The organism is Serratia sp. T13T92, assembly GCF_047530105.1.
Taxonomy (GTDB): Bacteria; Pseudomonadota; Gammaproteobacteria; order Enterobacterales; family Enterobacteriaceae; genus Chania; species Chania fonticola.
In genome coordinates, this window is record NZ_JBLJAK010000017.1 from 20,633 (window position 1) to 47,159 (window position 26,527).

23 protein-coding genes, 1 tRNA gene and 1 pseudogene are annotated in these 26,527 nt (G+C 51.9%); 13 read left to right on the forward strand and 12 right to left on the reverse strand.

Going from position 1 to position 26,527, the window contains the following annotated elements; all coding sequences use genetic code 11:
- Positions 1–268: 268 nt before the first annotated feature.
- Positions 269–1,654, forward strand: coding sequence for a cysteine--tRNA ligase (cysS, locus tag ACMV5I_RS16420; protein WP_414824837.1), 1,386 nt, complete (start codon positions 269–271; stop codon positions 1,652–1,654).
- 60 nt (positions 1,655–1,714) lie between these two features.
- Here the strand turns inward: cysS and ACMV5I_RS16425 are convergent, their stop codons facing one another.
- Positions 1,715–3,892, reverse strand: coding sequence for an extracellular solute-binding protein (locus tag ACMV5I_RS16425; protein WP_414824838.1), 2,178 nt, complete (start codon positions 3,890–3,892; stop codon positions 1,715–1,717).
- A gap of 368 nt (positions 3,893–4,260) precedes the next feature.
- Here ACMV5I_RS16425 and ACMV5I_RS16430 point away from each other — a divergent pair, with 368 nt between their 5' ends.
- The 3 genes from ACMV5I_RS16430 to ACMV5I_RS16440 are packed head-to-tail and all read left to right on the forward strand — an operon-like array spanning position 4,261 to position 7,051.
- Positions 4,261–5,082: an MBL fold metallo-hydrolase gene (locus ACMV5I_RS16430; RefSeq protein WP_098928364.1), complete on the forward strand. Its 822-nt coding sequence runs from the start codon at positions 4,261–4,263 to the stop codon at positions 5,080–5,082.
- Positions 5,083–5,093: 11 nt separating this feature from the next.
- The gene (locus ACMV5I_RS16435; RefSeq protein WP_174333046.1) at positions 5,094–6,329 is read left to right on the forward strand and encodes an MFS transporter; all 1,236 of its coding nucleotides are present in this window, start codon (positions 5,094–5,096) and stop codon (positions 6,327–6,329) included.
- A gap of 8 nt (positions 6,330–6,337) precedes the next feature.
- The gene (locus tag ACMV5I_RS16440) at positions 6,338–7,051 is read left to right on the forward strand and encodes an MgtC/SapB family protein (protein ID WP_121606096.1); all 714 of its coding nucleotides are present in this window, start codon (positions 6,338–6,340) and stop codon (positions 7,049–7,051) included.
- A gap of 70 nt (positions 7,052–7,121) precedes the next feature.
- On the opposite strand, the gene ybcJ is transcribed toward ACMV5I_RS16440, so the two are convergent.
- Both ybcJ and folD read right to left on the reverse strand, forming a co-directional pair.
- Complete coding sequence (gene ybcJ, locus ACMV5I_RS16445; protein WP_021805410.1) at positions 7,122–7,334, reverse strand: ribosome-associated protein YbcJ; 213 nt, start codon at positions 7,332–7,334, stop codon at positions 7,122–7,124.
- An 11-nt stretch (positions 7,335–7,345) separates the two neighbouring features.
- Positions 7,346–8,212 (reverse strand): bifunctional methylenetetrahydrofolate dehydrogenase/methenyltetrahydrofolate cyclohydrolase FolD, encoded by an 867-nt coding sequence (gene folD / locus ACMV5I_RS16450; protein WP_021805409.1) that lies wholly within the window; start codon positions 8,210–8,212, stop codon positions 7,346–7,348.
- Positions 8,213–8,440: 228 nt separating this feature from the next.
- Between folD and ACMV5I_RS16455 the strand changes: the two genes are divergently transcribed.
- From ACMV5I_RS16455 to ACMV5I_RS16465, 3 genes are all read left to right on the forward strand, one after another.
- A complete protein-coding gene (locus ACMV5I_RS16455) occupies positions 8,441–8,653 on the forward strand; it encodes a hypothetical protein (protein WP_414824839.1) in 213 nt (70 codons plus the stop codon).
- Positions 8,650–8,955, forward strand: coding sequence for a hypothetical protein (locus ACMV5I_RS16460; protein ID WP_414824840.1), 306 nt, complete (start codon positions 8,650–8,652; stop codon positions 8,953–8,955). Before ACMV5I_RS16455 ends, ACMV5I_RS16460 begins: the two co-directional genes overlap by 4 nt.
- A gap of 142 nt (positions 8,956–9,097) precedes the next feature.
- Positions 9,098–9,174, forward strand: a tRNA-Arg gene (locus ACMV5I_RS16465).
- A 27-nt stretch (positions 9,175–9,201) separates the two neighbouring features.
- Here ACMV5I_RS16465 and ACMV5I_RS16470 read toward each other — a convergent pair.
- The 3 genes and pseudogenes from ACMV5I_RS16470 to ACMV5I_RS16480 form a co-directional block, all read right to left on the reverse strand.
- Positions 9,202–9,336, reverse strand: a pseudogene (locus ACMV5I_RS16470) (integrase); the annotation flags it as partial.
- A gap of 513 nt (positions 9,337–9,849) precedes the next feature.
- Positions 9,850–10,236: a hypothetical protein gene (locus tag ACMV5I_RS16475; protein WP_179248243.1), complete on the reverse strand. Its 387-nt coding sequence runs from the start codon at positions 10,234–10,236 to the stop codon at positions 9,850–9,852.
- A 17-nt stretch (positions 10,237–10,253) separates the two neighbouring features.
- Entirely contained in the window at positions 10,254–10,493 is a 240-nt protein-coding gene (locus ACMV5I_RS16480; RefSeq protein ID WP_414824879.1) for an Arc family DNA-binding protein, read from the reverse strand.
- A gap of 108 nt (positions 10,494–10,601) precedes the next feature.
- On the opposite strand from ACMV5I_RS16480, the gene pfkB reads away from it, so the two are divergent.
- The 5 genes from pfkB to ACMV5I_RS16505 all read left to right on the forward strand — a co-directional run bounded on the left by pfkB (position 10,602) and on the right by ACMV5I_RS16505 (position 18,110).
- Positions 10,602–11,543, forward strand: coding sequence for a 6-phosphofructokinase II (gene pfkB, locus ACMV5I_RS16485; protein ID WP_414824841.1), 942 nt, complete (start codon positions 10,602–10,604; stop codon positions 11,541–11,543).
- Between the two features lie 318 nt (positions 11,544–11,861).
- Positions 11,862–12,770 carry a dihydrodipicolinate synthase family protein gene (locus ACMV5I_RS16490; protein ID WP_202809620.1) on the forward strand — a complete coding sequence of 303 codons (909 nt, stop codon included), beginning with the start codon at positions 11,862–11,864 and terminating at the stop codon, positions 12,768–12,770.
- Between the two features lie 14 nt (positions 12,771–12,784).
- The gene (locus ACMV5I_RS16495; RefSeq protein WP_414824842.1) at positions 12,785–14,752 is read left to right on the forward strand and encodes a YjhG/YagF family D-xylonate dehydratase; all 1,968 of its coding nucleotides are present in this window, start codon (positions 12,785–12,787) and stop codon (positions 14,750–14,752) included.
- Positions 14,753–15,095: 343 nt separating this feature from the next.
- A complete protein-coding gene (locus ACMV5I_RS16500) occupies positions 15,096–16,478 on the forward strand; it encodes a glycoside-pentoside-hexuronide (GPH):cation symporter (protein ID WP_414824880.1) in 1,383 nt (460 codons plus the stop codon).
- A 12-nt stretch (positions 16,479–16,490) separates the two neighbouring features.
- Positions 16,491–18,110, forward strand: coding sequence for a glycoside hydrolase family 43 protein (locus tag ACMV5I_RS16505; protein ID WP_414824843.1), 1,620 nt, complete (start codon positions 16,491–16,493; stop codon positions 18,108–18,110).
- A 4-nt stretch (positions 18,111–18,114) separates the two neighbouring features.
- On the opposite strand, the gene ACMV5I_RS16510 is transcribed toward ACMV5I_RS16505, so the two are convergent.
- The 5 genes from ACMV5I_RS16510 to ACMV5I_RS16530 form a co-directional block, all read right to left on the reverse strand.
- Positions 18,115–18,873, reverse strand: coding sequence for an IclR family transcriptional regulator (locus ACMV5I_RS16510; protein ID WP_202670929.1), 759 nt, complete (start codon positions 18,871–18,873; stop codon positions 18,115–18,117).
- A gap of 386 nt (positions 18,874–19,259) precedes the next feature.
- Positions 19,260–20,192: a diguanylate cyclase gene (locus ACMV5I_RS16515; RefSeq protein ID WP_261445852.1), complete on the reverse strand. Its 933-nt coding sequence runs from the start codon at positions 20,190–20,192 to the stop codon at positions 19,260–19,262.
- 402 nt (positions 20,193–20,594) lie between these two features.
- Positions 20,595–21,536, reverse strand: coding sequence for a helix-turn-helix domain-containing protein (locus tag ACMV5I_RS16520; protein WP_414824844.1), 942 nt, complete (start codon positions 21,534–21,536; stop codon positions 20,595–20,597).
- Positions 21,537–21,585: 49 nt separating this feature from the next.
- Positions 21,586–22,776: an MFS transporter gene (locus ACMV5I_RS16525; protein ID WP_414824845.1), complete on the reverse strand. Its 1,191-nt coding sequence runs from the start codon at positions 22,774–22,776 to the stop codon at positions 21,586–21,588.
- A 325-nt stretch (positions 22,777–23,101) separates the two neighbouring features.
- Positions 23,102–24,556, reverse strand: coding sequence for a PLP-dependent aminotransferase family protein (locus ACMV5I_RS16530; protein WP_414824846.1), 1,455 nt, complete (start codon positions 24,554–24,556; stop codon positions 23,102–23,104).
- A 166-nt stretch (positions 24,557–24,722) separates the two neighbouring features.
- Here ACMV5I_RS16530 and ACMV5I_RS16535 point away from each other — a divergent pair, with 166 nt between their 5' ends.
- On the forward strand, positions 24,723–24,962 hold the full coding sequence (locus tag ACMV5I_RS16535; protein ID WP_414824847.1) for a DUF1127 domain-containing protein: 240 nt from the start codon (positions 24,723–24,725) through the stop codon (positions 24,960–24,962).
- Positions 24,963–25,178: 216 nt separating this feature from the next.
- Here the strand turns inward: ACMV5I_RS16535 and ACMV5I_RS16540 are convergent, their stop codons facing one another.
- Positions 25,179–26,510: an exo-beta-N-acetylmuramidase NamZ domain-containing protein gene (locus ACMV5I_RS16540; RefSeq protein ID WP_414824848.1), complete on the reverse strand. Its 1,332-nt coding sequence runs from the start codon at positions 26,508–26,510 to the stop codon at positions 25,179–25,181.
- Positions 26,511–26,527: the final 17 nt, after the last annotated feature.

The following is a 26,527-nucleotide window of genomic DNA, read 5'->3' on the forward strand; positions in this document are numbered from 1 at the left end:
ATGAAATGAGCTGTCACATAGGAAGGCGTGTGAGCAATCAGACCGACTTTATAACATATCTCAATTAATCAGTCAGCAGTGGCTAGGGTGGCAGTTCCACGGCAGAAATACACGTGTTGTAATCTTAGTCTGGATCAGGTTAATTCCGATCTCACGCAATTTTCTGCCGATCAATTCAGCAATCCTTGGGCTTGACCTTGCAATAGAGCAGCCTTCGGGTTTCAATATGCGGATATGTTTGTTATCACGCACACCACGGACAGCCCTGATGCTAAAGATATTTAATACCCTGAGTCGTCAAAAAGAGGAATTTAAGCCCATTCATGCCGGTAAAGTCGGTATGTACGTGTGCGGGGTAACCATTTATGACCTGTGTCATATCGGCCACGGGCGTACCTTTGTTGCTTTCGACGTGGTAGCGCGCTACCTGCGTTACCTCGGTTATTCGCTGAACTACGTGCGTAACGTGACCGACGTGGACGATAAAATCATCCGCCGCGCGGCAGAAAACGGCGAAACCTGCGATCAACTGACCACGCGTATGCTGGCAGAGATGCACGCCGATTTTGATTCGCTGCTGATCGAACGCCCGGATCAGGAGCCGCGTGCTACCCACCATATCGAAGAAATCATCGAGATCACCCAACGCCTGTTGGCGCGCGATCATGCCTATGTGGCCAGCAACGGTGACGTGATGTTCTCCATCGATAGCGATCCGCAATACGGCCTGCTGTCACGCCAGGATCTGGAACAACTGCAAGCCGGTGCGCGCGTAGAAATCGACGACGTGAAACGCAACCCGATGGACTTCGTGCTGTGGAAGATGTCCAAGCCGGGCGAACCAAGCTGGGAATCGCCTTGGGGCCCAGGCCGTCCAGGCTGGCATATCGAATGCTCGGCCATGAACTGCAAACAGCTTGGCACCCATTTTGACATTCACGGCGGTGGCTCCGATCTGATGTTCCCGCACCACGAGAACGAGATTGCCCAATCCAGCTGCGCGCATGATGGCCCGTACGTCAATTACTGGATGCACTCCGGGATGGTGATGATCGACAGAGAGAAGATGTCCAAGTCATTGAACAACTTCTTTACTATCCGCGACGTGCTGGGCTACTACGACGCCGAAACCGTGCGTTATTTCCTGATGTCTGGCCATTACCGTAGCCAATTGAACTACAGCGAAGAGAACCTCAAGCAGGCGCGTGCCTCTCTGGAGCGTTTGTACACCGCACTGCGTGGCACCGATGCCAATGCGCAACCCGCTGGCGGTGAAGTGTTTGAAGCTCGCTTCCGTGAAGCCATGGACGACGACTTCAACACCCCAGAAGCCTATTCCGCGTTGTTCGATTTAGCGCGTGAAGTAAACCGTCTGAAGAGCGAAGACATGGCGGCGGCGAATGGGTTGGCGGCGGAGCTGCGTAAACTGGCCAAGGTATTGGGCCTGCTGCAACAGGAACCAGAACAGTTCCTGCAAGGTGGCGCGCAAGCGGACGACTCGGAAGTGGCAGAGATTGAAGCGTTGATCAAACAGCGTAACGACGCGCGTGCCGCCAAGGACTGGGCGCTGGCAGATGCCGCTCGCGATCGGTTGAACGAGATGAATATCGTGCTGGAAGATGGCCCGCAAGGCACTAGCTGGCGCCGTAAGTAAACTAATAACTTATTAAGCTAATAAGACCGGGTGGCGTTTGTCACCCGGTTTTTTTATGCCCTAAGCATGGGCTTCGCTGAGCAGCCGCTGGTTGATGTAATCAATGGCTTGCTGCGGATCCATTATCTTGTTCACTACGTTGGTGACGCCCTGGCCGATAATGATCTCCGCATGGCGCAGGTTGAACAGCTCACCCTGTAAACCCCTGGATTCACGGATGCCGGTACTAGGGTCATCCCGTAGCAAATTGAACCACGGATAAAGATGCAGAATGCGCTGGTTCTGATAGATGCTGTGGTGGGCGCTGTTACCGCCCAAAAGCACCAGATGCTCGGTAATTTCAGCCGAATACAGCCAACGGAAGAACTGTTCTACCTGCACTTTCTTATCACTGAAACGAGACATGCCTAACGAGCCACCGCCCATCTGCGGGAGGTTGCCCGGAACCGGCGCGTAACCAATTGCCGGTGATAGAGGGCTATGGGCGACGTCGTTGAACAGGTTCATATACATGATCAGCATCGCCAGTTGGCCCTGCTCAAACTGGGCCACCGCAGCATTCCACCATTCACTGTTCAGATTGGTGGTGACGGTAAGCTGTTGCTGATATTGCCGCAACGCTTCGATGGCGAATTCTGCCTCCAGTTGTACCGGTTTGTCTTGGTGCACTAACCGCCCACCTAACGCGTAATAGCGCAGCAGATACTCGGTAGCAATTAACCCGGAACTCCCGAGAGTCGTTGATGAACCTATCGGACGCTGCGGATTACCGGGTTGATGAGTCGCCGTGAAAAAGGCCGTAATGTCATCAAACTCGGAGAAGCTGGTCGGGATCTTCAGCTCTTTGCCCGATTTCTCATAGAACATGCGTTTGACCGTGGGGTCTTCGAACAGATCGCGGCGATAGAACAGCAACTGGGTGCTGGCATCAAACGGTAACGCATAGGCTTTGCCGTCAATCTGGCTGAAATGATGGCCAACCTCTGCCGAGAAGTTTTCCAGCAGCTCCGGTAGATCTGGCGCGATCTCTGCCAACGGCGTGAGGGCCTTTGCCGCAAACCAGGGGAGGCAGGCCATATCGATACGCAGCAAATCGTAATAAGGATGCAGATGCAGATTCGAGAGGATCTCAAACACTTCATCATAAGGATAAACCGCGAGATTAACCTTGATGCCCGTCTGGCGATAGAAATGCGGCAACAGCTTTTTTAGCGCATCGGTGGAGGGGCTAGGCAAGATCAGCATGTTCAGCGTTTCACCCTGCTCAGAAACGGCGGGCATGGGTTGAACGTCGAGAGCAAAGCCGCGGCTATCCAGTATCTGCTCATCGGCCAGTGTCACTAATCCGCAGATATAACGGGCGATTTCCAGACCCAGCCGGGCGTAATCCATCTGATAGTGGTACTGATTGGCTACTACGGCGGGTTCGTTATCGCTGAGTTGCCAGATCGGCGGGCAGGGGACCGCGCTACCCAGATAGGCCGCCTGCGTCAGGCAACGGGCTTTTTCACTGTCTTGAGCAATCAGTACCTGTGGCGGCTGGCCAGCAAAAAAAGCGAAAGCGGCGGTGTGACATTCACTGGCCGGTGACGGAACGACCGTTAACTGGGTCGATGGGCTTAACTGTGCCAGCGTAGCTTTCAATGCCTCGACAAAATACTGGCCGTTGGTATAAGCGAGTGGCTCACAAAGCACGCCAACGTGCGTGGGCTGTTCGCGGGCGATCTCGCTGGCAATGGCTTGGCCCGCCAGGCAAAAGTTCAGGTTGAATGTGGCCTTGGCCTGCGCTGGATGGCGATAGACAAACAGGATCTGCTCCGCTGGCAGTCGTAGCGTCTGATAATAGCTTTCGCTGTCGGCAAGGCAGGAGACCGTAACAATGGTTTGGTAGGATTTTGCGGCCAGCGTCTGCAAGATATCTCTTTCGGCAGAGGGCAGGTCGTTAGTGACGTAAAGATCCAGATCGCCTGGGAAAGAAGATCGTAACGATTGCTGAAGCCCGCGGTAGAGTTGGTGATACTGCTCGCTGTTGATATCGGGCAGGATCAGCGCAACGCCACTGCTTTTGCTGGCGCGTAGCGACTGCGCCTGGGCATTGATCTGATAACCCATTTGCTGGGCGGCCTGTTTGACCGCCTCGATCTTTTCAACGCTGACATTGCCGCGCCCGTTGAGCACGTTGGAAGCGGTGCCGTGAGATACCCCCGCCAGCTTCGCTATATCCTTGATAGTTGCCATTTTCCCACCGCTTTGAGCCGCCTGTTTTGATGCTAACACCGGCATGAGCGCTCCGCTATCTCGATTTCTATCCAAGCATAAAATTTGGATCGTTCCATAATTAAATGACGGTTATTTGTACTTAATTAAACCGATTTCACAAAATTGATGAAAAACGAAATAATGACCAGTGGTTATTTTTAGTTAATTGATTTTGCTCAATATTAAATTAAATTTTTGAAGCCGATCACCAATATGCATTGCAGTGTTAACCGTTTTTTGGCCTCAGGATTATGATTGACACGTTCCAAAATCACCTTCATGGTTCACCTTAACGAAGGCGATAGGAGCAACAGGTCAGTAATGTACTGAATAAAAAGGATAAAAAAATGAAAATACATTTCCTGGGATCGGCTGCCTCTGAAGGGATCCCCAATCCGTTTTGCCGCTGTGAACATTGCCAACAGGCCCGTTTTCTCAAGGGGAAAGATCTGCGTACCCACTCTTCGGCGATTATTGATGATGTGATGTTGATCGATGTCGCCCCGGAGTTCAGCCAACAGCTGTTGCGTGATGGGCTGGACGCGAGTGGCTTCACCGACCTGCTGTTTACCCACACCCATCCAGACCATTTCAACGTCGGTGAGCTGTTTAGCCGCATGGAGGGCTACGGCTTCGATATCGACCATCCATTGGAGATTTTTGGTAACGACCGGGCGATCAACGGCTGCGCTGCGGTATTACCGGGTTACAGCAAACAGCGTTTTGGTTTCCACTGCCTGGTGCCTTTTGTCACCGTAGAAAGCCATGGCTACAAGATCACACCGCTGCTGGCTAACCACGCCAAGTGGGAGCTCTGCTACGTGTATGTGATCGAAAAAGACGGCCAGACGATTTTTTATGGCCATGACTCCGGCTGGTTCCCTGAACTCACCTGGCAGTGGCTACAGGGCAAAGCGTTGGATTTAGTGGTGCTGGAATGCACTTACGGTTTCAACGGCGACGATCGCACCGACAACCATATGAGCCTGGAAACCGTGTTTGCCGCCCAAGAGAAGCTGCGTGCGATGGAGTGCCTGCATTCAGGCAGCCAGATCGTGGTGTCGCATATTTCTCACAGCGGCAAGTTGCTGCATGAGGAACTGGTGGCGGCCTGCCGTGATAAAAACATCACCGTTGCGTATGACGGCCTGACCGTTAACGTGGCATAGGGGGAGATCTCATGGACTTTAACAAGACTCCTCGCCTGCTGATCATGATGTTTGTGCAGTATTTCATGCAGGGTGCCTGGAATATGACGATGGGCCTGGTGCTGAGCACCTACGGCATGTCCGCCATTATTGGTTCATCATATGCGTTGCTGGGATTGGCAACGATACTCTCGCCGCTGTTTATCGGCATGGTTGCAGACCGCTTCTTTGCTTCGCAGAAAGTCATGGCGATCCTGCACCTGATTAACGCCGGAGTGATCCTGTGTGTACCGCAGTTTATCGAGGCGCATGACACCACCATGACGTTGGTGATGATCTTCCTGGTCGGGCTGCTGTTCTATCCGACCACCGCGCTGGCCAACAGTATCAGCTTTAGCCATATCAACGGCGTGAAGTACTTCCCGGTGATCCGCGTATTTGGCACCTTCGGCTTTATGGCGATAGGTTTCATCATCGGGCAGATGGGATATTCCGGCGATACCATGACCTGGTACATTGCTTCGGCCGCTGGGGTAGGGTTGGGGCTGTACTGCTTTACCTTGCCGGATACACCTCCGAAGGCCAAGGGCAGCACCTTCACCCTGCGCGATCTGCTGTGCCTGGATGCGCTGTCGTTATTTAAAGATCGTAACTTCTCCATTCTGATGCTGAGCATCTTTGTGTTGATGATCCCCAAAACCGCCTATTCCGCCTATATACCTGTGTTCCTGAAAGCGCTCGGGTTTGATAATGCCGCCTCCATGATGCAGGTCGGGATCGCCTGTGAAGTGGTGTTTATGTTCCTGCTTTCATTCTTCCTACTGAAAGCGGGCTTCAAGGTGACGTTGATGATGGGCGCGGTGTGCTGGATCATCCGCTCGGTGCTGTTCTCCCAGGCTGCGCTTGACGCCAACATGACGTTTGTCCTGATTGGCCTGATGCTGCAAGGCTTTTGCTGGGACTTCTTCTTTACGGTAGGGGATATCTATGTTGACCGTAAAGCACGGCCCGAAATCAAAGCCCAGGCACAGAGTCTGCGCTTTATCGTCTCCAATGGTTTTGGCTTGCTGTTTGCTTCCACCATTTGCGGCCAGATCTTCAACAACACCGTGACAGAGCAGGGGCCGCAGGCGTTACCGCAGTGGGAAAGCTTCTGGCTGTTCTCGGCGATTATCGCCGCCGTTGTCTCAGTCTTCTTCTTTATTTTCTTCAAGGACGATCTTTCTAAACAGAAAACACCGGCGGCAATGAAACCCGCGAAGCAATAGGAAGCAACATGGACAGCTGGTTATCGGTGCTGGGCGGGTTGGGGCCGCTCCATCTGGCGACGGTAGGCAAGATAGTCGCGGCGTTTGTTCTGGGGGGCGTGATTGGCCTGGAACGTGAATCCAAGGGCAAGCCCGTTGGGTTTAAAACCTGCGTGATTATTGCCGTCGCCAGCTGCGTATTAACGGTGGTGTCGATTCAGTCTGCGGAGTATTACGCCGAGATATCCGTCAACATCCGCAGCGATCCCATGCGGTTGGCCGCACAGATTATCAGTGGGGTGGGCTTCCTGGGCGCTGGGGTGATCTTGCACCGGCGTGATGATGCCATCTCAGGTCTGACGACCGCCGCGATCGTTTGGGCATCGGCGGGAGTGGGGATTGCCTGTGGAGCCAGTTTTTATTTGCACGCAATCTTGGCTACTGCACTGTTTTTACTGGCGATAAAAATCAGCCCCTATATTTTCCTGCTGCAATCGAGGAATCAATATCTAGGGAAGGTCAAGGTACGGCTGATACTCGATGAGCAGGCAGGGTTAGCCAGCTTGATGGCCCAGCTTAATCAGCAGAGAAACCTGATTGATGCGATGACGATACGTGACGTCAAAAAACACAAGATTGAAGTTAACTTTAAGCTGACGGTAAGGAAAAGGACGACTCTGGACGAACTGTATGGCTCGTTGCGCGCTATGCAACACGTGTGCTTCGTCGCATTGGAGCATTAGCGGGTTTGAGCGGATCAAAAATGCCGGGTAGCTTAGCCGACCCGGCATTTTTTTCCTGGCGGTTGAACAATCAGGCTTTAACCGTGACGCTCATGCCTTTGTAGCTGACCTTCTGGCCATCAACGATCTTGCAGCGCTTACGCGTTTCGACCTGACCGTTTACTTTGACCTGCCCTTCGGCGATCACTTCTTTCGCGGCACCGCCGCTGTCACACCAGCCCTGGAACTTCAGCAGATCGCACAGTTCGACATGAGGGTGACCTTCCAGATTGAAAATTTCCATACTGCCTTAACTTAGTTAGGTTGAACGTCGTGAAATTCCTCGCAGGCTTGCAAGGTATTTTGGATCAGTGTAGCAACGGTCATGGGGCCGACGCCACCTGGAACCGGAGTAATGAAGGCCGCACGTTCGCTTGCGGCTTCGAAGTCTACGTCGCCGACTACTTTACCACTTTCCAAGCGGTTGATGCCGACATCGATCACGATCGCACCCGGTTTGATCCAATCTCCTGGGATAAACCCAGGTTTACCCACGGCCACGATCAGCAGATCGGCATTTTCGACGTGATGGCGCAGGTTTTTGGTAAAGCGGTGTGTGACGGTGGTGGTACAGCCAGCCAGCAGTAGCTCCATACTCATCGGGCGGCCAACGATGTTGGAGGCACCCACTACCACGGCGTTCAGGCCATAGGTATCGATGTTGTAGCGTTCCAACAGGGTGACAATGCCGCGTGGGGTACAAGGGCGCAGTTTAGGCGCACGCTGGCACAGGCGGCCGACGTTGTAAGGATGGAAACCGTCCACGTCTTTATCCGGGCTGATGCGCTCCAGCACCTTCACATTATCAATGCCTGCAGGCAAAGGGAGTTGCACCAGAATGCCGTCAATTTCTTTATCGGCGTTTAATTTGTCGATCAGCGCCAGCAGTTCAGGCTCGGTGGTGGAGGCGGGCAGATCGTAAGAGCGGGAGATAAAGCCCACTTCCTCACAGGCCTTGCGCTTGCTGGCGACATAAATCTGCGAAGCCGGATTCTCACCAACCAGTACCACCGCCAGGCCCGGCGCACGCTTGCCAGCCGCCAGACGTTGTTTCACTTGCTCAGCCACTTCGTTTCTAACCTGCTGCGCAATCGTTTTGCCATCAATAATCTTTGCTGCCATCAGTGAGGAAATCCATCATTTAAGAAAAGCGGGGGATGGCGCTATTTTGGCAGAAGAGAGGCGCGCTGTCAGGCTTTCGATCGGGTTAATGCAGAGAATAAGCACACGATTGCGTAGCGGTTTATACATTTTTTACACCAACGGAATGATCCTCTACGCTTTTTTTACCTCCAGTCTTTTAGGCTTAACCCATCGCCCCTGGCGTTTGGGGCCTATGGAGGCAGGATCATGCAGACGATTACTCGGCTCTATCCATTGCATCATCCTGGTGGAAATCCAGCAGATGAACAGCGGCATATTGGTGAAACGGTGTTTGATTCTTCCCTACATCCGGCGCAGGTGGCGTTGTTGCAGGCGTTACATCGGCTTTGTAAGCCGAAAGAGGGTCGTCCTTCCTGGAGCCAGCGTATGGCGCAGTGGTACAAAAGGAGTTTCCAATGATGCGTAGCGCTCTTTTACTGTTGGCATTGCTGTTTGCTACGCCACTTTGCCAGGCATCGATGAATACCTTGGCAGCCAGTAAGTTGCCGAGGGCAATGCTGGCGCAGGCCTGTAATGTGCTGAACGTTCCGCATGCCGATTGGGGGGATATCAACGCCGTGGTGCGATCGGCTCGTGCCTGTTTGTCGCAAAAAGCAGGGCAGAGGGCAAACCCACGCCCATTTGCACCAGCGGCTGAATCAGAAGGGGTTGATGAGGCGGTATTGTGGCAGGGGATTAGCGTAGCCAGATCATCGCGTTAGGGTGACTTATCATAGCTTTTGTGTGCGAAAAATCGCCATAAAGCACCTCTGCCACCACCACAGAGTCAAAAGGCATTGACTCAATAACCTCTGACCGTATAATCCAACTCCGCAACCTCGGTTGCCGCATCCGCATTTCAATGCGCCCTTAGCTCAGTTGGATAGAGCAACGGCCTTCTAAGCCGTAGGTCACAGGTTCGAGCCCTGTAGGGCGTACCATTAAAAATCATAGACTTACCTCCACAATCAGATTGCTACATTTTCCAAAAGTGCCAGATTAGTGACATTGCCCGCCAAGACTTCGTCAATTTTTCTCGCATGTTCGGTTAAGTGAGAGGAGGAGAGGTGCGCATAACGCTGAACCATTTCTATGCTTTCCCATCGCCGCGGTTTACCTGAGTGGATTGAGCGCAGCCAGTTAAAACAATTGCTATAAGGCACAAAATTAATTTACCCATAAAAAGCCCTAATAATTAGTTGAGGATGGCTAACACTTTCCAATAACATCGCCGATGAAAGATGACAATTGGCTCCAATGTGAAGAACTAGCCCGAGTTTTAGTGTAGAGCACTTTCCCATCAGGTGTAATCGCCCATGTCTCGATGAAGGAGTTACTTTTACCGTGAGATTCTCCAACCAGAGAAGTTGATGACACAGGTGAGTACGTAAGTCCTGATTCATATGCATCACCAACTGAAGTAAGGCTTGCTGTATTCCCATTTATAGAAATATGGTATGTCCCAGCGGCCTCATCTTGTTGAAGTTTGTACTCAGGACTGAATTGAGACTGGCCTTTCAGGTTGGAAACCACCCAGCACTGAGCATTAGAAACGCATGGCGCCAGTAACAAAGATAACGCTAAAATTTTATATATATAGCTCCCGGCCGTAGCGTTTAGCATTTGCCTGTTACATCACCAACAAATGCTTTGGAGGAGTCAAACCCTCCCCATCCGGTTAGGACTTTTGTCATCATTACCTTTCCATCATTGTTGATAGACCACGTCTCAACCGCCTCACCAGAATCAGACTGAGATAATCCAATAAGCGTATTTTGGGATATAGGAATATATTTTATCCCTCCAGCGTCCGTGCCGTTTGTCACAACGGAGGAGTTTTTCTCATCAATTGTTATCATGAACGAGCCGCTAAAACCGTCATCCGTTCGTTTGTAGGCATCATCCTTCATGAATGTTGAGCCTTTTAAGTTCGACACAACCCAGCACTCGGCGCTAGCGGGTAGTGAGGCCAAGGCCAGCATGGCAATGATGATCTTTTTCATCCCAGAGTCCTAACTGATTATTTTTTATCAGCATACATCTGCACGAGCGTTTCGAAAACCATCTTCTTGACGGTTTCGGCCTGCTGAGCGGCTAACTTTTCCGTGTCGCTAAGGTAGCCAATAACAGGTGAAGGCCTGGGCATGGCATCCTGAACAATCTGCACCAGCTCCGCATTGAGCGAGCGGCCATTGAGTGCTGCACGTTGCTTAACCTTATCCTTAAGTTCTTTAGGTATATACTTGTGGTGTACGGATATTTTCTGGCTTGGGTATATGCTCCCAGTCTGGGTGCATGACCAACATTTTCCCTTTTCTTCCTCAACCAAATCAACAAAGTAAAATCAAAATAAGAGGATTTGACCATCATGACTCAGATTTTTACTTTAACACTTTCTCCTTCTCTCGATAGCGCGACGACAACTCCCAAGATCTACCCTGAAGGGAAACTACGCTGCACCACCCCCATTTTTGAACCTGGCGGGGGTGGCATCAATGTTGCCCGTGCCGTTGTTTATCTTGGTGGGCAAGCCAGTGCGATCTTTCCAATTGGCGGGCCAACGGGTGAGCATTTAAAAGAGTTGCTTGATCGGGAAGGCATTGTTACAGAAACGCTGAAAGCTCAGGACTGGACACGGCAGAACCTGCATGTCCATGTGGATAATAGCGGTGAACAGTTTCGCTTTGTTATGCCAGGGGCAAGGGTTAATGATGCCGAGTTTGACCAGATTTTGTTGAAGGTGCAGAAGATCCCTCATGGTTCAATTTTGGTGATTAGTGGCAGCTTGCCACCGGGCACCACGCTGGCAAAATTAACCGACCTGATTAAGCAGGCGCAAGCCATGGGATTGCACTGTATCGTCGACAGTTCTGGGGATGCTTTACAGGCCTGTCTGGATGAAGGGGGGCTGGCTTTGGTAAAACCGAATCAGAATGAGCTGTCTGCGCTTATCGGGCGGTCATTGGAGCATCCTGATGATGTCCGGGCTGCCGCTAGGGAGTTGGTACAACAGGGGGGAGCTGAGCGGGTTGTTGTATCACTCGGCCCTCAAGGAGCTCTCGCCGTTGATAGTGACACCTGTATACAGATAGTCCCGCCACCGGTGAAGAAACTTAGCACCGTCGGGGCCGGTGACAGCATGGTAGGCGCGATGGTGTTGAAATTGGCGAACGGGGCTGACCTGGTGGATATGGTTCGGTTCGGCGTCGCAGCGGGCAGTGCGGCCACGCTTAATCTTGGAACGCGGCTCTGTTCACTGGCGGACACTCAGCGCCTGTATGACTACATTTGCAAAAGTTCGCGTGGCTGAGCCTGGCAAACCAGGCGATGCGGGTTATTTTGCAATAGGATTAATCATCCGTAAGCCGCTGTGCGCTGTGAGGACTCCCGCGAAGGTACGTAAAGTGGTTGTGAAAATGCTGGTCGGTTAATTTCCCTCGCCCGGTGGCGCTCGCTTCCGGGCTACAACTTTTGTACCTCGTTTCATCATTTCGTGATCCAGGCTAAAAAATTGCCCCTTGCTGATTTTTCCCGGTTTACCTCTCCGCGCATCGCGGCATAGTATGAGAGCTAAATTAATGAACACTGTTCTATAATATAGAACAAAATAGGTCAGCAAGGAGATCTCATGCAGCATACCGCGCAGTTCTCGGGGATTATTCCGCCTGTCTCCACCATTTTTAACGCCGATGGCCAGTTAGATAAACAGGGTACCGCCGCGCTCATTGACGACATGATTAACGCTGGTGTCGACGGATTGTTCTTTTTAGGCAGCGGAGGCGAGTTCTCCCAGCTCAGCGCCGAAGAGCGTAAAGCGATCGCCGAATTTGCCATTGATCATGTGGATCGCCGGGTGCCGGTTCTGATTGGTACCGGCGGCACTAACGCACGGGAAACCATTGAACTGAGTCAGCACGCGCAGCGCGTGGGTGCGGATGGCATTGTGGTGATTAACCCTTATTACTGGAAAGTATCTGAAGAGAACCTGATCCGCTATTACCAGCAGGTGGCGGACAGCGTAACGCTCCCTGTGATCCTCTATAACTTCCCGGCGCTAACCGGTCAGGACTTAACGCCCGCGCTGGTCAAAACGCTGGCCGATTCTCGCGGCAACATCTTGGGTATCAAAGATACCATCGACTCCGTGGCCCATCTGCGCAGCATGATCCTGACCGTGAAAGCGGCGCATCCCCACTTTACGGTGCTGTGCGGTTACGACGATCACCTGTTCAACACGCTGCTGCTGGGCGGCGACGGGGCGATCTCGGCGAGCGCTAACTTCGCGCCGCAGGTCTCCGTCAAACTGCTGCAGGCATTCCACGACGGCGACCTGGCTCAGGCCGCCAAATATCACCAGACAATGCTGCAAATTCCGCAGATGTATCAGCTCGATACGCCATTTGTGAACGTGATTAAAGAGGCGATTTCGCTGTGCGGACGACCGGTTTCGACCTATGTACTGCCGCCTGCGAACCCGCTGGATGAGTCGCGCAAGACGCAGCTGAAAGCCCTGCTGCAACAGTTGAAACTCTGCTGAATCGGAAGAATAAGATGGCGATAGAGACTATTTTCACCCCGCAGGACGATGCCTTTTATTCGGTCACGACCCATGCGGCCGGCCCGCAGGGTGCGCTGCCGCTGACGCCGCAAATGCTGATGGAGTCCCCGAGTGGCAATCTGTTTGGCATGACGCAGAACGCCGGAATGGGCTGGGACGCCAATAAACTCACCGGCAAAGAGGTGCTTATTATTGGCACTCAGGGTGGGATCCGCGCGGGCGATGGTCGCCCGGTAGCGCTCGGATATCACACCGGACACTGGGAAATCGGCCTGCAAATGCAGGCGGCGGCAAAAGAGATCACCCGTAACGGCGGCATTCCGTTTGCAGCGTTTGTCAGCGATCCTTGCGACGGGCGCTCGCAGGGGACGCACGGGATGTTCGATTCTCTACCGTATCGTAACGACGCCGCTATCGTCTTCCGTCGTCTTATTCGTTCGTTGCCCACGCGCCGCGCGGTGATTGGTGTTGCTACCTGCGACAAAGGTCTGCCCGCGACCATGATTGCGCTGGCCTCCATGCACCATCTGCCGACCATTCTGGTGCCGGGCGGCGCGACGCTGCCGCCGACGTTTGGCGAAGATGCCGGAAAGGTGCAGACCATCGGCGCGCGCTACGCCAACCATGAACTCTCGTTACAGGAAGCAGCTGAACTGGGCTGTCGCGCCTGCGCGTCGCCGGGCGGCGGTTGTCAGTTTTTAGGCACTGCTGGAACTTCTCAGGTGGTGGCCGAAGCGCTCGGGCTGGCGTTGCCGCACTCGGCACTAGCGCCGTCTGGGCAGGATGTATGGCTAGAGATTTCCCGCCAATCGGCCCGCGCGGTGGCGCAGTTGGACGATCGTGGGATCACCACGCGCGATATCCTCACCGATAAAGCGATTGAAAACGCGATGGTGATCCACGCCGCGTTTGGTGGCTCGACCAATTTGCTGCTGCACATTCCTGCTATCGCCTATGCAGCGGGATGCACGATCCCGGATGTCGACCACTGGACACGCATCAACCGTAAGGTTCCGCGCTTGGTGAGCGTGCTACCGAATGGACCAGACTATCACCCGACGGTACGCGCGTTCCTCGCGGGCGGCGTGCCGGAAGTGATGCTCCACCTGCGCGATCTCGGCCTGTTGCATCTGGATGCCATGACGGTGACGGGCCAGACGGTAGGGGAAAACCTCGACTGGTGGCAGGCGTCCGAGCGTCGCGAACGTTTCCGTCAGTGTTTGCGCGAGCAGGACAGTGTCGATCCTGATGATGTCATCCTCCCACCGGAACGCGCCAAAGCCCGCGGGCTGACCTCAACGGTCGCTTTCCCGGTGGGGAATATCGCGCCGGAAGGATCGGTGATCAAGGCGACGGCCATCGATCCGTCGGTGGTGGGCGCAGACGGCGTTTATCGTCATACAGGCCGGGCGCGAGTGTTTGTTTCCGAAGCGCGGGCGATCACGGCCATCAAAAACGGCGAGATCGATCGCGGTGATATCATGGTCGTCATCGGCGGAGGCCCGTCCGGCACCGGGATGGAAGAGACTTACCAACTGACCTCGGCGTTAAAGCATGTCTCCTGGGGAAAAACAGTTTCGCTGATCACCGACGCGCGTTTCTCTGGCGTGTCGACAGGCGCGTGTTTTGGTCACGTGGCCCCCGAAGCGCTGGCTGGCGGGCCGATTGGTAAGCTGCGCGATAACGACATTATTGAGCTCGAGGTGGACAGGCTATCTTTAACTGGCCGGGTAAATTTCATCGGCACAGCACAACATCCGCTGACGTCGGAAGAAGGGGCGGCAGAACTGGCACGCAGAACACCGCATCCGGAATTACACGCGCATGATTTCTTACCGGACGATACGCGACTGTGGGCCGCTTTGCAGTCGATTAGCGGCGGCACCTGGAAAGGCTGCATTTATGATACCGATAAAATTATCGAGGTTATTAACGCCGGTAAAAAAGCACTCGGAATGTGAATGATAAAATTAAAAATTCTGCCTGCGATAATGTTTCGTGGGCAGTTTTATCATGCCTGTAATATAGCGATATTTAAAAATAGTTTTTTATAAATCATTAAAATTAAAAGTATAAAACTATTTTCAGTTTTCAATGATATAACGACGATTATCACAAAAGCAAAATATCATAATTCATAAATCAGATATGACCATTGCTGGTTAATCGATCGTTTACTTACACTCTATTAACACGAAATAGTCATGTCAGCACACGAAAAACGGGTGTATTCCTGAAGATGCACCAGGTATTGATCTTGCCTGGAACAGGTCCCTGACGTTTGCACATTTCCACTTGGGGGTAATAATGCAATTAACCATGAAAGATAAAATTGGCTACGGGCTGGGTGATACCGCCTGCGGCTTCGTCTGGCAGGCCACCATGTTCCTGCTGGCCTATTTTTATACCGATGTGTTTGGCTTGTCTGCTGGCATTATGGGGACACTGTTTTTAGTGTCGCGCATACTCGATGCCGTGACCGATCCGCTGATGGGATTGCTGGTGGACCGCACCCGTACGCGCCACGGCCAGTTCCGCCCGTTCCTGCTGTGGGGGGCGATCCCGTTTGGTGTGGTCTGTATGCTGACGTTCTATACGCCAGACTTTTCCGCCAACGGTAAAATCATCTACGCCTGTGTGACCTACATTTTGCTGACGCTGGTATACACCTTCGTCAATGTCCCATACTGCGCCATGCCTGGCGTTATCACTGCCGATCCGAAAGAGCGTCATGAGCTTCAGTCGTGGCGCTTTTTCCTTGCTGCCGCCGGATCGCTGGCGATCAGTGGGATTGCGCTGCCGCTGGTGGGCATCATCGGCAAAGGGAATGAGCAACTGGGCTACTTTGGCGCGATGTTCGTGTTGGGGCTAAGCGGTGTGGTGCTGCTGTACGTCTGCTTCTTTACCACCAAAGAGCGCTACACCTTTGAGGTGCAGCCGGGCTCGTCGGTGTCGAAAGATCTGAAACTGCTTTGGGGCAATAGCCAGTGGCGGATCATGTGCGCATTTAAAATGATGGCGACCTGTTCTAACGTGGTGCGCGGCGGGGCAACGCTCTATTTTGTGAAATACGTGATGGATCACCCGGAGATGGCGACGCAGTTCTTACTCTACGGCAGTATCGCCACCATGTTTGGCTCGCTCTGTTCGTCCCGGTTGTTAGGCCGCTTCGACCGCGTGAAAGCCTTTAAATGGATTATTGTCGTGTACTCCCTAATCAGCCTGCTGATTTTCATCACACCGGTCGAATACATCGCGCTGATTTTCGCGCTCAACATCCTATTCCTGTTTGTCTTTAATACCACCACGCCGCTGCAATGGCTGATGGCGTCCGACGTCGTGGATTACGAAGAGAGCCGTAGCGGCCGCCGTCTGGACGGGTTGGTGTTCTCCACCTATCTGTTCAGCCTGAAAATCGGCCTGGCGATTGGCGGTGCGGTAGTCGGCTGGATCCTCGCGTATGTGAACTACTCCGCCAACAGCAGCGTGCAGCCCATTGCAGTGCTGACCACTATCAAGACCCTGTTCTGCGTGGTGCCGGTGGTGCTCTATGTCGGCATGTTCATCATGCTCTCGCTCTACAAACTCAGCGATGACCGCGTTCAGGCCATCAGCAAGCAACTGCTTAAACACCGTGCGGCGCAGGGCGAGGATCTTCCCACTGCGGCGACGGCGGTATCCCATTAAGAAGGAGGCAATATGTACACCATCACTAACCCGATCCTGAGCGGATTCAACCCGGACCCGTCTCTGTGCCGTCAGGGCGAGGATTACTACATCGCCACGTCCACCTTTGAGTGGTTTCCCGGCGTGCGGATTTATCATTCCCGCGATTTGAAAAATTGGTCGCTGGTCAGCACGCCGCTGGATCGCGTGTCGATGCTGGATATGAAAGGTAATCCCGATTCCGGCGGCATTTGGGCACCCTGTCTGAGCTACGCCGACGGGCAGTTCTGGCTGCTCTATACGGACGTGAAAATCGTCGATTCACCCTGGAAGAATGGCAAGAATTTCCTGGTCACAGCGCCCTCCATCGAAGGGCCGTGGAGCGAGCCGATCCCGATGGGCAACGGTGGGTTTGACCCGTCAATGTTCCATGATGACGATGGCCGTAAATACTACATTTACCGTCCGTGGGGGCCGCGCCACCACAGCAATCCGCACAACACCATTGTGATGCAGGAGTATTTCCCACAGACGCAGCGATTATCGCCCGAGCGCAAAACTCTATTTACCGGTACGCCACTGTGCTACACGGAAGGCGCGCATCTTTATCGTAAAGAGGGCTGGTATTACCTGGTAGTGGCGGAGGGCGGCACCAGCTATGAGCATGCGGTCGTAGTGCTGCGATCAAAAAATCTCGACGGTCCGTACGAGCTGCACCCGGACGTGACGATGATGACCAGCTGGCATCTGCCAGAAAACCCGCTGCAAAAGAGCGGGCATGGCTCGCTGCTGGAGACGCATACCGGCGAGTGGTATATGGCGTATCTCACCAGTAGACCACAGCGTTTGCCGGGCGTGCCGCTGCTGGCCTCTGGAGGGCGTGGATACTGCCCGCTGGGGCGTGAAACGGGGATCGCGCGCATCACCTGGCGCGACGGCTGGCCATACGTTGAAGGCGGCAAACATGCGCAGGTTAACGTGCCTGGGCCACAGATGTCAGAGAGCCAAACCGTACTAACGGCAAACTGGCGCGATGATTTTGAGACATCAACGCTCAACTCGGAGTTGCAAACGCTGCGCATTCCGTTCGACGACTCCCTGGGATCGCTGAGTGCACGTTCGGGCTTTTTGCGCCTGTACGGCAATGATTCCCTCAACTCGACCTTTACCCAGTCCACCGTGGCGCGGCGCTGGCAGCACAGTGCCTTTCGCGCCGAGACACGCATGGAGTTCGCCCCACGACACTTCCAGCAGAGCGCGGGTTTAACCTGCTACTACAACAGCAAAAACTGGAGCTATTGCTTTGTCGATTTCGAGGAAGGGCGGGGAAGAACGCTGAAGGTGATTCAGTTGGATCACAACGTTCCGTCGTGGCCGCTTCATGAGCAACCGATCCCCGTGCCGGAAGACGCGCAGAGTGTGTGGTTGCGCGTTGACGTCGAGAATTTAGTGTATCGCTATAGCTATTCGTTTGATGGCGAGCAGTGGCAGACTGTGCACATCACCTATGAGGCGTGGAAACTGTCGGATGATTATATCGGCGGTCGCGGATTCTTTACGGGGGCGTTTGTCGGGCTACACTGCGAAGACATCAGCGGTGACGGCTGCTATGCAGACTTTGATTACTTTAGCTATACGCCTGCCACGGCATAAGCCCTCAGGCCGGGTAGCCCAGCGTTCTTGAAAGCTGGAGCCCGGCCTCTTCCAGCATCCCCCGGAAGCGGGCGAATTCGTCATCGTCCACCCGCGAGGTTAAGGTCGACAGACTTAGAGCCGCAATCACGCGGGATTCATGATTCCAAACAGGGACCGATACGCATCGCACGCCCTGTTCGTTCTCTTCGCTGTCCAGGGCGTAACCCTGCGCACGTGTTTGCGCCAGCGCGGCCAGCAGCGCCTCATGTGACGTTATCGTCGTAGGAGTGAATGAGGTGTACTGATAGCCTTCGAGCAGCGCATGGAGATCGGCGTCGTTGAGCCAGGCGATCAACACTTTGCCGATGGCGGTGGCATGGATGGGCAGACGACGGCCAATACGGGAATAAGCAATCGCCGCCAGCTTACCTTCGATTTTCTCGATGTAGACGCCTTCGCGCCCGTCGAGAATGCCCAGATGGGTGGTCTGCCCGGTGCGTTGCGACAGATCCGTCAGCCAGCCCTTCGCCTTCTGGCGAATATCCATGGAGCTCACCACAAAATGGCCGCGTTCCACTAGCTTCATGCCGAGGCGATATTTGCTGTTTTCGGGGTTTTGATCGATGTAACCGTGCAACTGTAGCGTTTTGAGCAGCGAGTGGAGCGTACTTTTGCTCAGCCCCATTTGTTTACTGATGTCAGTGATCTTCAACTCCGTCGCCTGTTCGTTAAACAGGTCGAGGATCTGTAAGGCACGTTCAACAGACTGAATAATAGGCATAATGAAGGACCGTCCACGCTGAAGTTCAGGTAAGAAAGTACCTTTTTTTCGCTGAAAAATCAATCGAGTGGAGGTAGACGCAAAATGGCAACGCAAATTGCCGTTTTTAATGTTTGTTCCCTCGCCCTGTGGGTTGAGTGATCCCCGGTAGTATGGTCAGTATCCCATGAACATATTACTGTAATTATTTCCTAATTTTTTCAGCGTATTAACCATACTCATCCGTTTCACTGTTCCCGGTCTGTCTCTCAGGGCCTCCCCAGCAAGCCCCGATACGACAGGATCCTTCAACCTTGGCTGAAGGTGAGTGTAAAACCCCAGTAGCGTTGGCAATATGCCGGGGATCTCCAGTTCATCTCCATGCCCCACAGATTTTTGTACAGAACCTAAAGACTGAAAAACTGATCTTTGCCCCGGGCTTTAGCTACGTAGAGAGCTTTATCGGCATGTGTCAGTAGTACGTTAGGCAAGGGCAGTTGGTCAAATGTATGAACTGAAAAACCGATGCTTATAGTCAAGTATCCAGTGCTGGAAGCGGAGTGCGGTATTCTCAAATCTCGCACCAGTTGGCATAGCGTCTGCACATACAGCGTTGCCTGGTCTTTCGTCATGCCATTGGAGAGAATGACAAATTCTTCGCCGCCATACCTGGCGACAAAATCAGACCCCCGCTTGAAGGACTTGCTTAAGCAATCCGCAACACGTATTAGCGCTTCATCGCCTGCCTGATGTCCATAAATATCATTGAATGATTTGAAGTGATCGACATCGATCATGGCGAGCGTCAATGAGTCGCCATTACGGATGGCAATTTTGCATTGAATGTCGAACTGTGTATCAAAAAAGCGACGATTATAAATCCCGGTGAGTCCATCCTTTATGGAGAGTTGCTCGAAGTGTATTTTCATTTCCTCGAGGGACCGATGCTCATCACGAAGCTGTTGCTGGATTATCATTCTTGGTGTTACGTCTTTTTGGATCCCGATAAAATTGGTTACAGCCCCACTCTCATCATGAATTGGCGATATGCTTAACTCGTTCCAAAACATAGTTCCATCCTTGCGGTAGTTTCGCAAGGTTACAAGGCAGTACTCACCTTTTTTAACGGCGTTGCGCACAATCTCCAGCTCTGGCTGTTCCCGATCGTTATTTTGTAAGTATCGACAGTTGATGTTGGTGATTTCTTCGAAGGAGTAGCCGGTCATTCTCTCAAAAGCCGGATTTACAAAAATCAAAGGATTGTCGTCTATGGCATTGTCAGAGATGGTGATGCCGTCTCGTGAATCCATAACCGCCTGCTTAAGAATTTCAATCTTCATACCAAGTCCGTTAGTGGGATCGTAGGGAGAACGTTGTTGGTAAGCAACGTAGCATCAAGAGATCACACGTGATCAAACCAATTTTACAAGTGTAGTCGTTGAGAAAGGTGCGTGTCCGTTTTTTGACCTTGTTACAAACTGGAGCCAGAACTGAGTCGTTCCTGTCAAAAAGAGCTCAGGGACTGAGAACCTGAATCCCAGTCCTTTGAGTAATGCCAAAACTCGGCGTAGGTTGTTAATGCCGTTCACTTACACATAGGGGGATCGGGTTCCACGGCTGGGTGCAGATTTCGCCAGACACGGGAGCATCAGTACGGTGGAAATAGCCAGCTCAGAATACCGTTGCGGATGGCCCCGTGAAGGCATTTTGGCTCGTCGTACCCTGCTTGGATAGTAGACTTATTAATCCAGAATACTTTTTATACGTCGGCGATATTCCGCTGGCGTTATCCCATTGAAGCGCCGAAATGCCCTGATAACGTTATTCGAATGCACGAATCCTACTTTTTCCGCTAGTAAATATAAGGGTTCATCCGTGTTGACAAGCAGTTGCTCAAAAAGATTCATTCTGGAACGGAAAATATACTTATACGGTGGCATACCAAAGGTGTTTTTGAATACGCGCGAAAAATGAAACTTGCTAAGTGAAACCAACGACGCCATCTGATCAAGAGATATGGGCATATGCAAATTATCCATGATGAAATCTCGTAACGTCGCTTTCCTCGCAGAGGAAAAAAAACCGCCCGATCTCACCTTGCTCACAATGAGTTCCGAATGGTTTTTCAGAACATGTAGCGAGAGAAGTGATGCAATCGCATCAGTATATAAGCTTCCTAGTATGCTGGGGCTCGCCATTTCTTCTTGTAGCTGAAGTGCTAATTTCAGCATCAAATCATCCACCACACCCATTCTTGGTATCAATGTTACCGTCGTGTTTCTACCGTCTATACCCTGAGCCTCTTCTTCCAACGAACTCACTGGCAACAAAATTCGATAAATCAGCGACTCTTTCGAAGAAAATGACTTTTTTCCCCAACGCCATGCAGATCCATTTCTCCCCGCTGGAGCGATATACCATTCATTGTTTCTTTTAGTATATTTACGCCATGGTTCCTGATTAAAACTGACTTCACCGTGTTCAGTCTCCCCACAGTACAGCACCAATTGATGTTGTGCCGTTGCAGGCCTGAGGCATTCATCCACAGAGGAGGGCTGCTTGTGAAGCATGGCTGAAATATTTAGCCCATCACAGTGACCAGAGTCTGATATCACATCCTCGGAAGGTAACTTAAAGAGTTGGTTAACCGAAATATCTTTTTCTACTCCACGAAAATTGCTCATCTTATATTTCCCTATCGCTAAGTATCCTTAGCGTAAGTGTAACAGTTGGCTATAATTTGTTCTTGGTTTTTAGCGTGTCTTGATAAGATTTTGGCTTATGGTTGAAAATAAACCAAGCTAAAAAAGCGGCTGTGATACAGAGAATCAACGAAATGTAGGCAATTGAGGTGAACCCTTGGCGATTGAATACATAGCCGTACGCTAGCCCACCGATCATCGTTCCACTATAAGAAAGCGCGCTGTACATGCCTAGCGTGGCCGTTTTGTAAGAGGAGCTTAATTGGATCAACAAACTTACGATTACATTCAAACCAAAATGATTTGCCGCTCCCCAAAGTAAGCAAGCCACCAATAACAGATAAATGCTTGATCCACTCACTGACAAAATGGCATATATCAGCGATATAGTAATAAAAATAATGCAGGCTGAGGATTGCGGGCTGAATTTATCGATCCACCGAGCCTTAAGGCTAGCCACACCAAAACCAATGCCGTAGGCCATGGTGATAAGCCCAGCTAGAGCGGCACTATTATAAAAGCTGTCACGGGCAAATGAGCCAACGAACGAATAGAGCCCATAAAATGACGTCATGTAGAGTAACGTTACAACGAACATAATCAAAATATCAGGATTTTTACGATATTCTTCAAACGGAAAACCAAGTTTATCCGCTGGTGTATCAATCACTGGTAGCCTTTTGCTGAACAGTAAGAACACCAGCCCCAAGACCGTCATTAATCCATAAGCCACTCGCCAGTTTGTTATATCGGCGATCACTGCGGATAAGGGAATACCTATTACCATGGCAAGCGACCACCCGGTGATGACTTTGCCCAGCGCCTGAGACTTTTCCCCTTCTGGTGCCACATCCGATGTTAACGTATAAATAGCGGGCAGCATCAAACCAGCAGCTACGCCTGCTATTGATTGAGCAATAGTGAGCATCCACCAGGATAGCGAGATACCGCTCAGGGCAATCCCTACGATCATCAACATGCCTGCATAACGTATTGAACGCGTAATACCTATTTTTCCCGCATAGGGTGCTAGAAATAATGAGGAAAGTGCCGTAGCACCACCATAGGCGGAAATTGCCCGGGATACCTGCGCCGTAGACGCGGAGAGGCTTGATGCAATATCGTTCAGAATCGGGCTGATTAAGAATGAATTACAACCAATGATCGCCACTGAGACCATTAATATCATAATACTTCTTCCCGACTCTTTATTTGATAGCATAATTCACTTCCGGTTTAGGATTCGTATTTTTCTCGTGTTCTTGGATGGTATTTTATTAGTATGAATATTCCCTCGTTTCATAATTAGCCGCAAACGTAAACACAACGTGCTCCACTATTTTAAGCTAATCATCTTAGTCGTGAGAGAGGCTTAATTTTTGTATGATTCAATAGTAGTCTTTTTTTCGTTTATTAGTTGTTCATTATTGCTCAATAACTCTCTCATCTTGCTTAAAGTGAGCCTAATCGATACCACGGATTATCCAAACGGGCGCCGCATGCAGTGCCCATTGTTGTGAGTAAGTGAGGGTTATGTGACCTCTACCCTATGGCTGATTTTGCTTTTCCGCCGCCATTGCTGGCTGCTCCACCTCCAGCAATTCATAAATTGTTTTGCCCACCTTTTGGAGCGCTTGCTCAATCTCGCGGGTCATGGGCTTGCTGTAGCTGAGCCGTAGGCAATTGCGGTATTTTCCGGCAGCAGAACTAATAAAACCGACGGCAATCTGTATGCCCTGTGGCAACAAACAGCGATTCAGACGCAGGCTATCGAACCCGTAAGGCAGCTCCACCCATAACATAAAGCTACCTTGTGGCCTGCTCAGGCAGGTATTCGGCGGGAAATACTTCATGATCCAACCCGTCATAATGTCGCGATTACGTTGATATTGGCGGCGCATGCGGCGTAAATGTTGTAGATAATGCCCTTGCTTGATGAATTCAGCCATTGCCAGCTGTGGCAAGGTGGGGACCCGCCCAGCGGAAATGTACTTCATATGTAACGCTTTTTCTAAGTAACGCCCCGGTGCAATCCAACCAACCCGCAGACCGGGCGCGACGGTTTTAGAGAAGGAACTGCACAGCAATACACGGCCATCATCATCAAACGAGGCAATGGTCGGCGGGCGTGGGTATTGATAAGCGAGTGCGCCGTACACATCGTCTTCTATAATGGCCACGTCATAGCGTTGAGCCAGCGTTAACAGTGCTTTCTTGCGCTCATCCGGCATGTTGTAACCCAAGGGGTTATTGCAGGTCGGTGTCAGTTGGATGGCTTTAATCGGCCACTGATCCAGCGCCATTTCCAACGCTTCCAGGCTGATCCCCACCACCGGATCGGTTGGGATTTCAATCACCTTCATCCCCATCCCTTTCAGGGTCTGCATCGCACCATGAAAGCTGGGGGAATCCACCGCCACAATGTCGCCAGGCTGGCAAACGGCCCCTAGCGCAATAGCCAGTGCGCCATGGCAGCCAGAGGTAATAATGATATTGTCTGCCGATTGATGATTGCCGCTGTCCAGCATCAGGCGGGCAATCTGCTCACGCAGCGCCGTGGTGCCGTAAATACTGTCGTAATCCAGCACTTCCTCGCTTTGATGCAGGCTGATACGGGATAGCAAACGGCTGAGTATTTTCAGGCCTGGGCCAGACAGGTCCGGTGTGCCGACGCCCAGATGTAGCACATTCTTTTGAGTGCTCCCCCGTAAAAACTCCAACGTATTTTCCCACTGAGAAATCTCGACAGGCCGTTGTGCATGGCTGCATAGCGCGGGTAAAGCAGGAAGATTTGAGCTACAGCGCACGAAGTATCCCGATTTCGGCCGCGACTCGATCAGCAGGCACTCTTCGAGCTGCCGATAGGCCTGCTGTACGGTGCTGATACTCACTCCGTGCTCGTCACTCAATACCCGAACGGAAGGCAGCCGTTCTCCGGGCACATACAGCCCTTCTTTGATGCGTTGGCTAAGGATATTGGCCAATTGTTGGTAGCGAGTCATGGATATCACCTGATAAAGAGAGAAGGACCAGTACAGATGGCGCTGATTTTTACCATTCAGACTGTTTAGCACATATCTGTATGGAAATAATAGCCGCTATTTGCATCTGTAATGTTTTTCAGCCAAGCATCATGCTAAGGGCTCATCGACTGACGGGGAGCTGATTATGAGTAATATTGTTGAAAATCAAATTAATGGCGGCTGTTTGTCAGCTGAGGGAACAAAAAGCAAACGCCGTAATATTTTTGTCCGTTTAGGGTTAAAAGCATACAGATGGGCAAATCGATGGAATGAGCGGCGCAAAGCTGCCAATACCCTGGCAAGGCTGAATGGCGATCAGCTAAAGGATATTGGTCTACGCCGGGATGATATCAAGCGAGACTACAGCCGTCCGTTCTGGCGCTGAGCTGGGTTAAGGAGAGTAGAACAGAGAGGGGGCCATAGAAACCTCATCTCAGCGGCATGCAGCGCCCCATAACCGGCACTGACAAAAAAAGAGGTGGCAAAGACTACCGCCACCAAAAGTCAAAGTCATAGGAAAAGGGAAAGCTTAATGCCAACGTGGCAATGGCTGAATGTAAGGGGTGCAATATGTGGCGCCCCTTGCGCCATCGCAGTCTCGTTAAGGGTAAAGCTTATATTTCTCACGCAACTGCAAATAGCTATCCACCGCTGGTTGCCACTGGGCCTCGATGAACTGGACCGTTTCATCAACGGACAGTTTTCTTTCGCTTGCGTCATTCAGCAACGTCACCAGTTTGCTGGTGCCGGTGAGCTTGGCCAGCCACTGAGGGCGTATCAAGAAGAACTCCTCCTGATAATCCAGGTACTGCGCTTCTTTTGCCGCAGGGATCACCATCTCATAGCCCGCAGTCTTGAATTTGAACCACCAGTCGACCAGGTAACCTATCGTTGGCTTAACCTGGCTGATGTCAGTAGCTGTCAAAATCTCCCCGCACACCTCCTTGCCAGCCTGTGGCCAGCCGGTTTTCTGCTGGCTGATATCCACCTGATAGCAGGTATTGACGTAAAACTGGCGAGTAGGAAAACCCAGTTGTTCAAACGGATGGTCTGAACCTCTGCCCATGTTGACGCTGGTGGCTTCAAACAGCCCCAAAGAAGGGTAAAGCTGGATAGCCAAATCGCTGCGCAGGTTCGGCGATGGCCGTACTGGTAGTGAATAAGGGGTGTCATGCTGGTAGTTAGCCATGCTGATAACCATCAGATCTTCAGCGGGAAACTGATGGTCTTTGTTGCCAAAGCTCTGCCAGTGGGTATCGTTGAAATTCGTCAGCCAACCTTCGCCGGTGATCATGCGGGCAAACTCCCCGGAGGTGAGTCCGTGCACCATTGGTATCGGATGCATACCAATCCCCGAGATGTTTGCCTCCTCAAGAATAGGGCCATACACATGGCTGCCGAGCGGGTTGGGCCGGTCGAATACCATCATTTTCTTATGGTATTTTTGCAGGCTTTCCAGCATGTGGTGCAGGGAAATGGTGTAGGTAAAGAAACGAACGCCCACATCCTGCAGATCGTAAATAACGATATCGACATTGGCTAACTGTGCCTCGGTGGGATGGGCTCGAGAACGCCCATCCTCATCCCGACCATACAGAGATACGATCGGCAGGCCGCTGTGCTTATCGATATGGTTATCGTCGCCCAGCCCGGCATCGGCATTACCACGGATACCGTGTTCTACCGAGAACAGAGTGGTCACGGTAAATTGATATTTTTCCTGCTCGGCGAGCAATTTGTCGATGGTGTGTTGGCCCTGTTTATTGATTGAGCTTTGGTTCACCATCAGGCCGATGCGCTTATTTTTGAGCAGTGGCCCATAGGTTTGTTCCTGGTCGACGCCGAGCACTATGCCTGGTACAGCGCTGACATAGCCAGCGCTGAGAGCAAACGACGAGCACAGGAATAACACTGTCAGTAGCAGATGCCTCATTCCTTATTTCTCTCTAT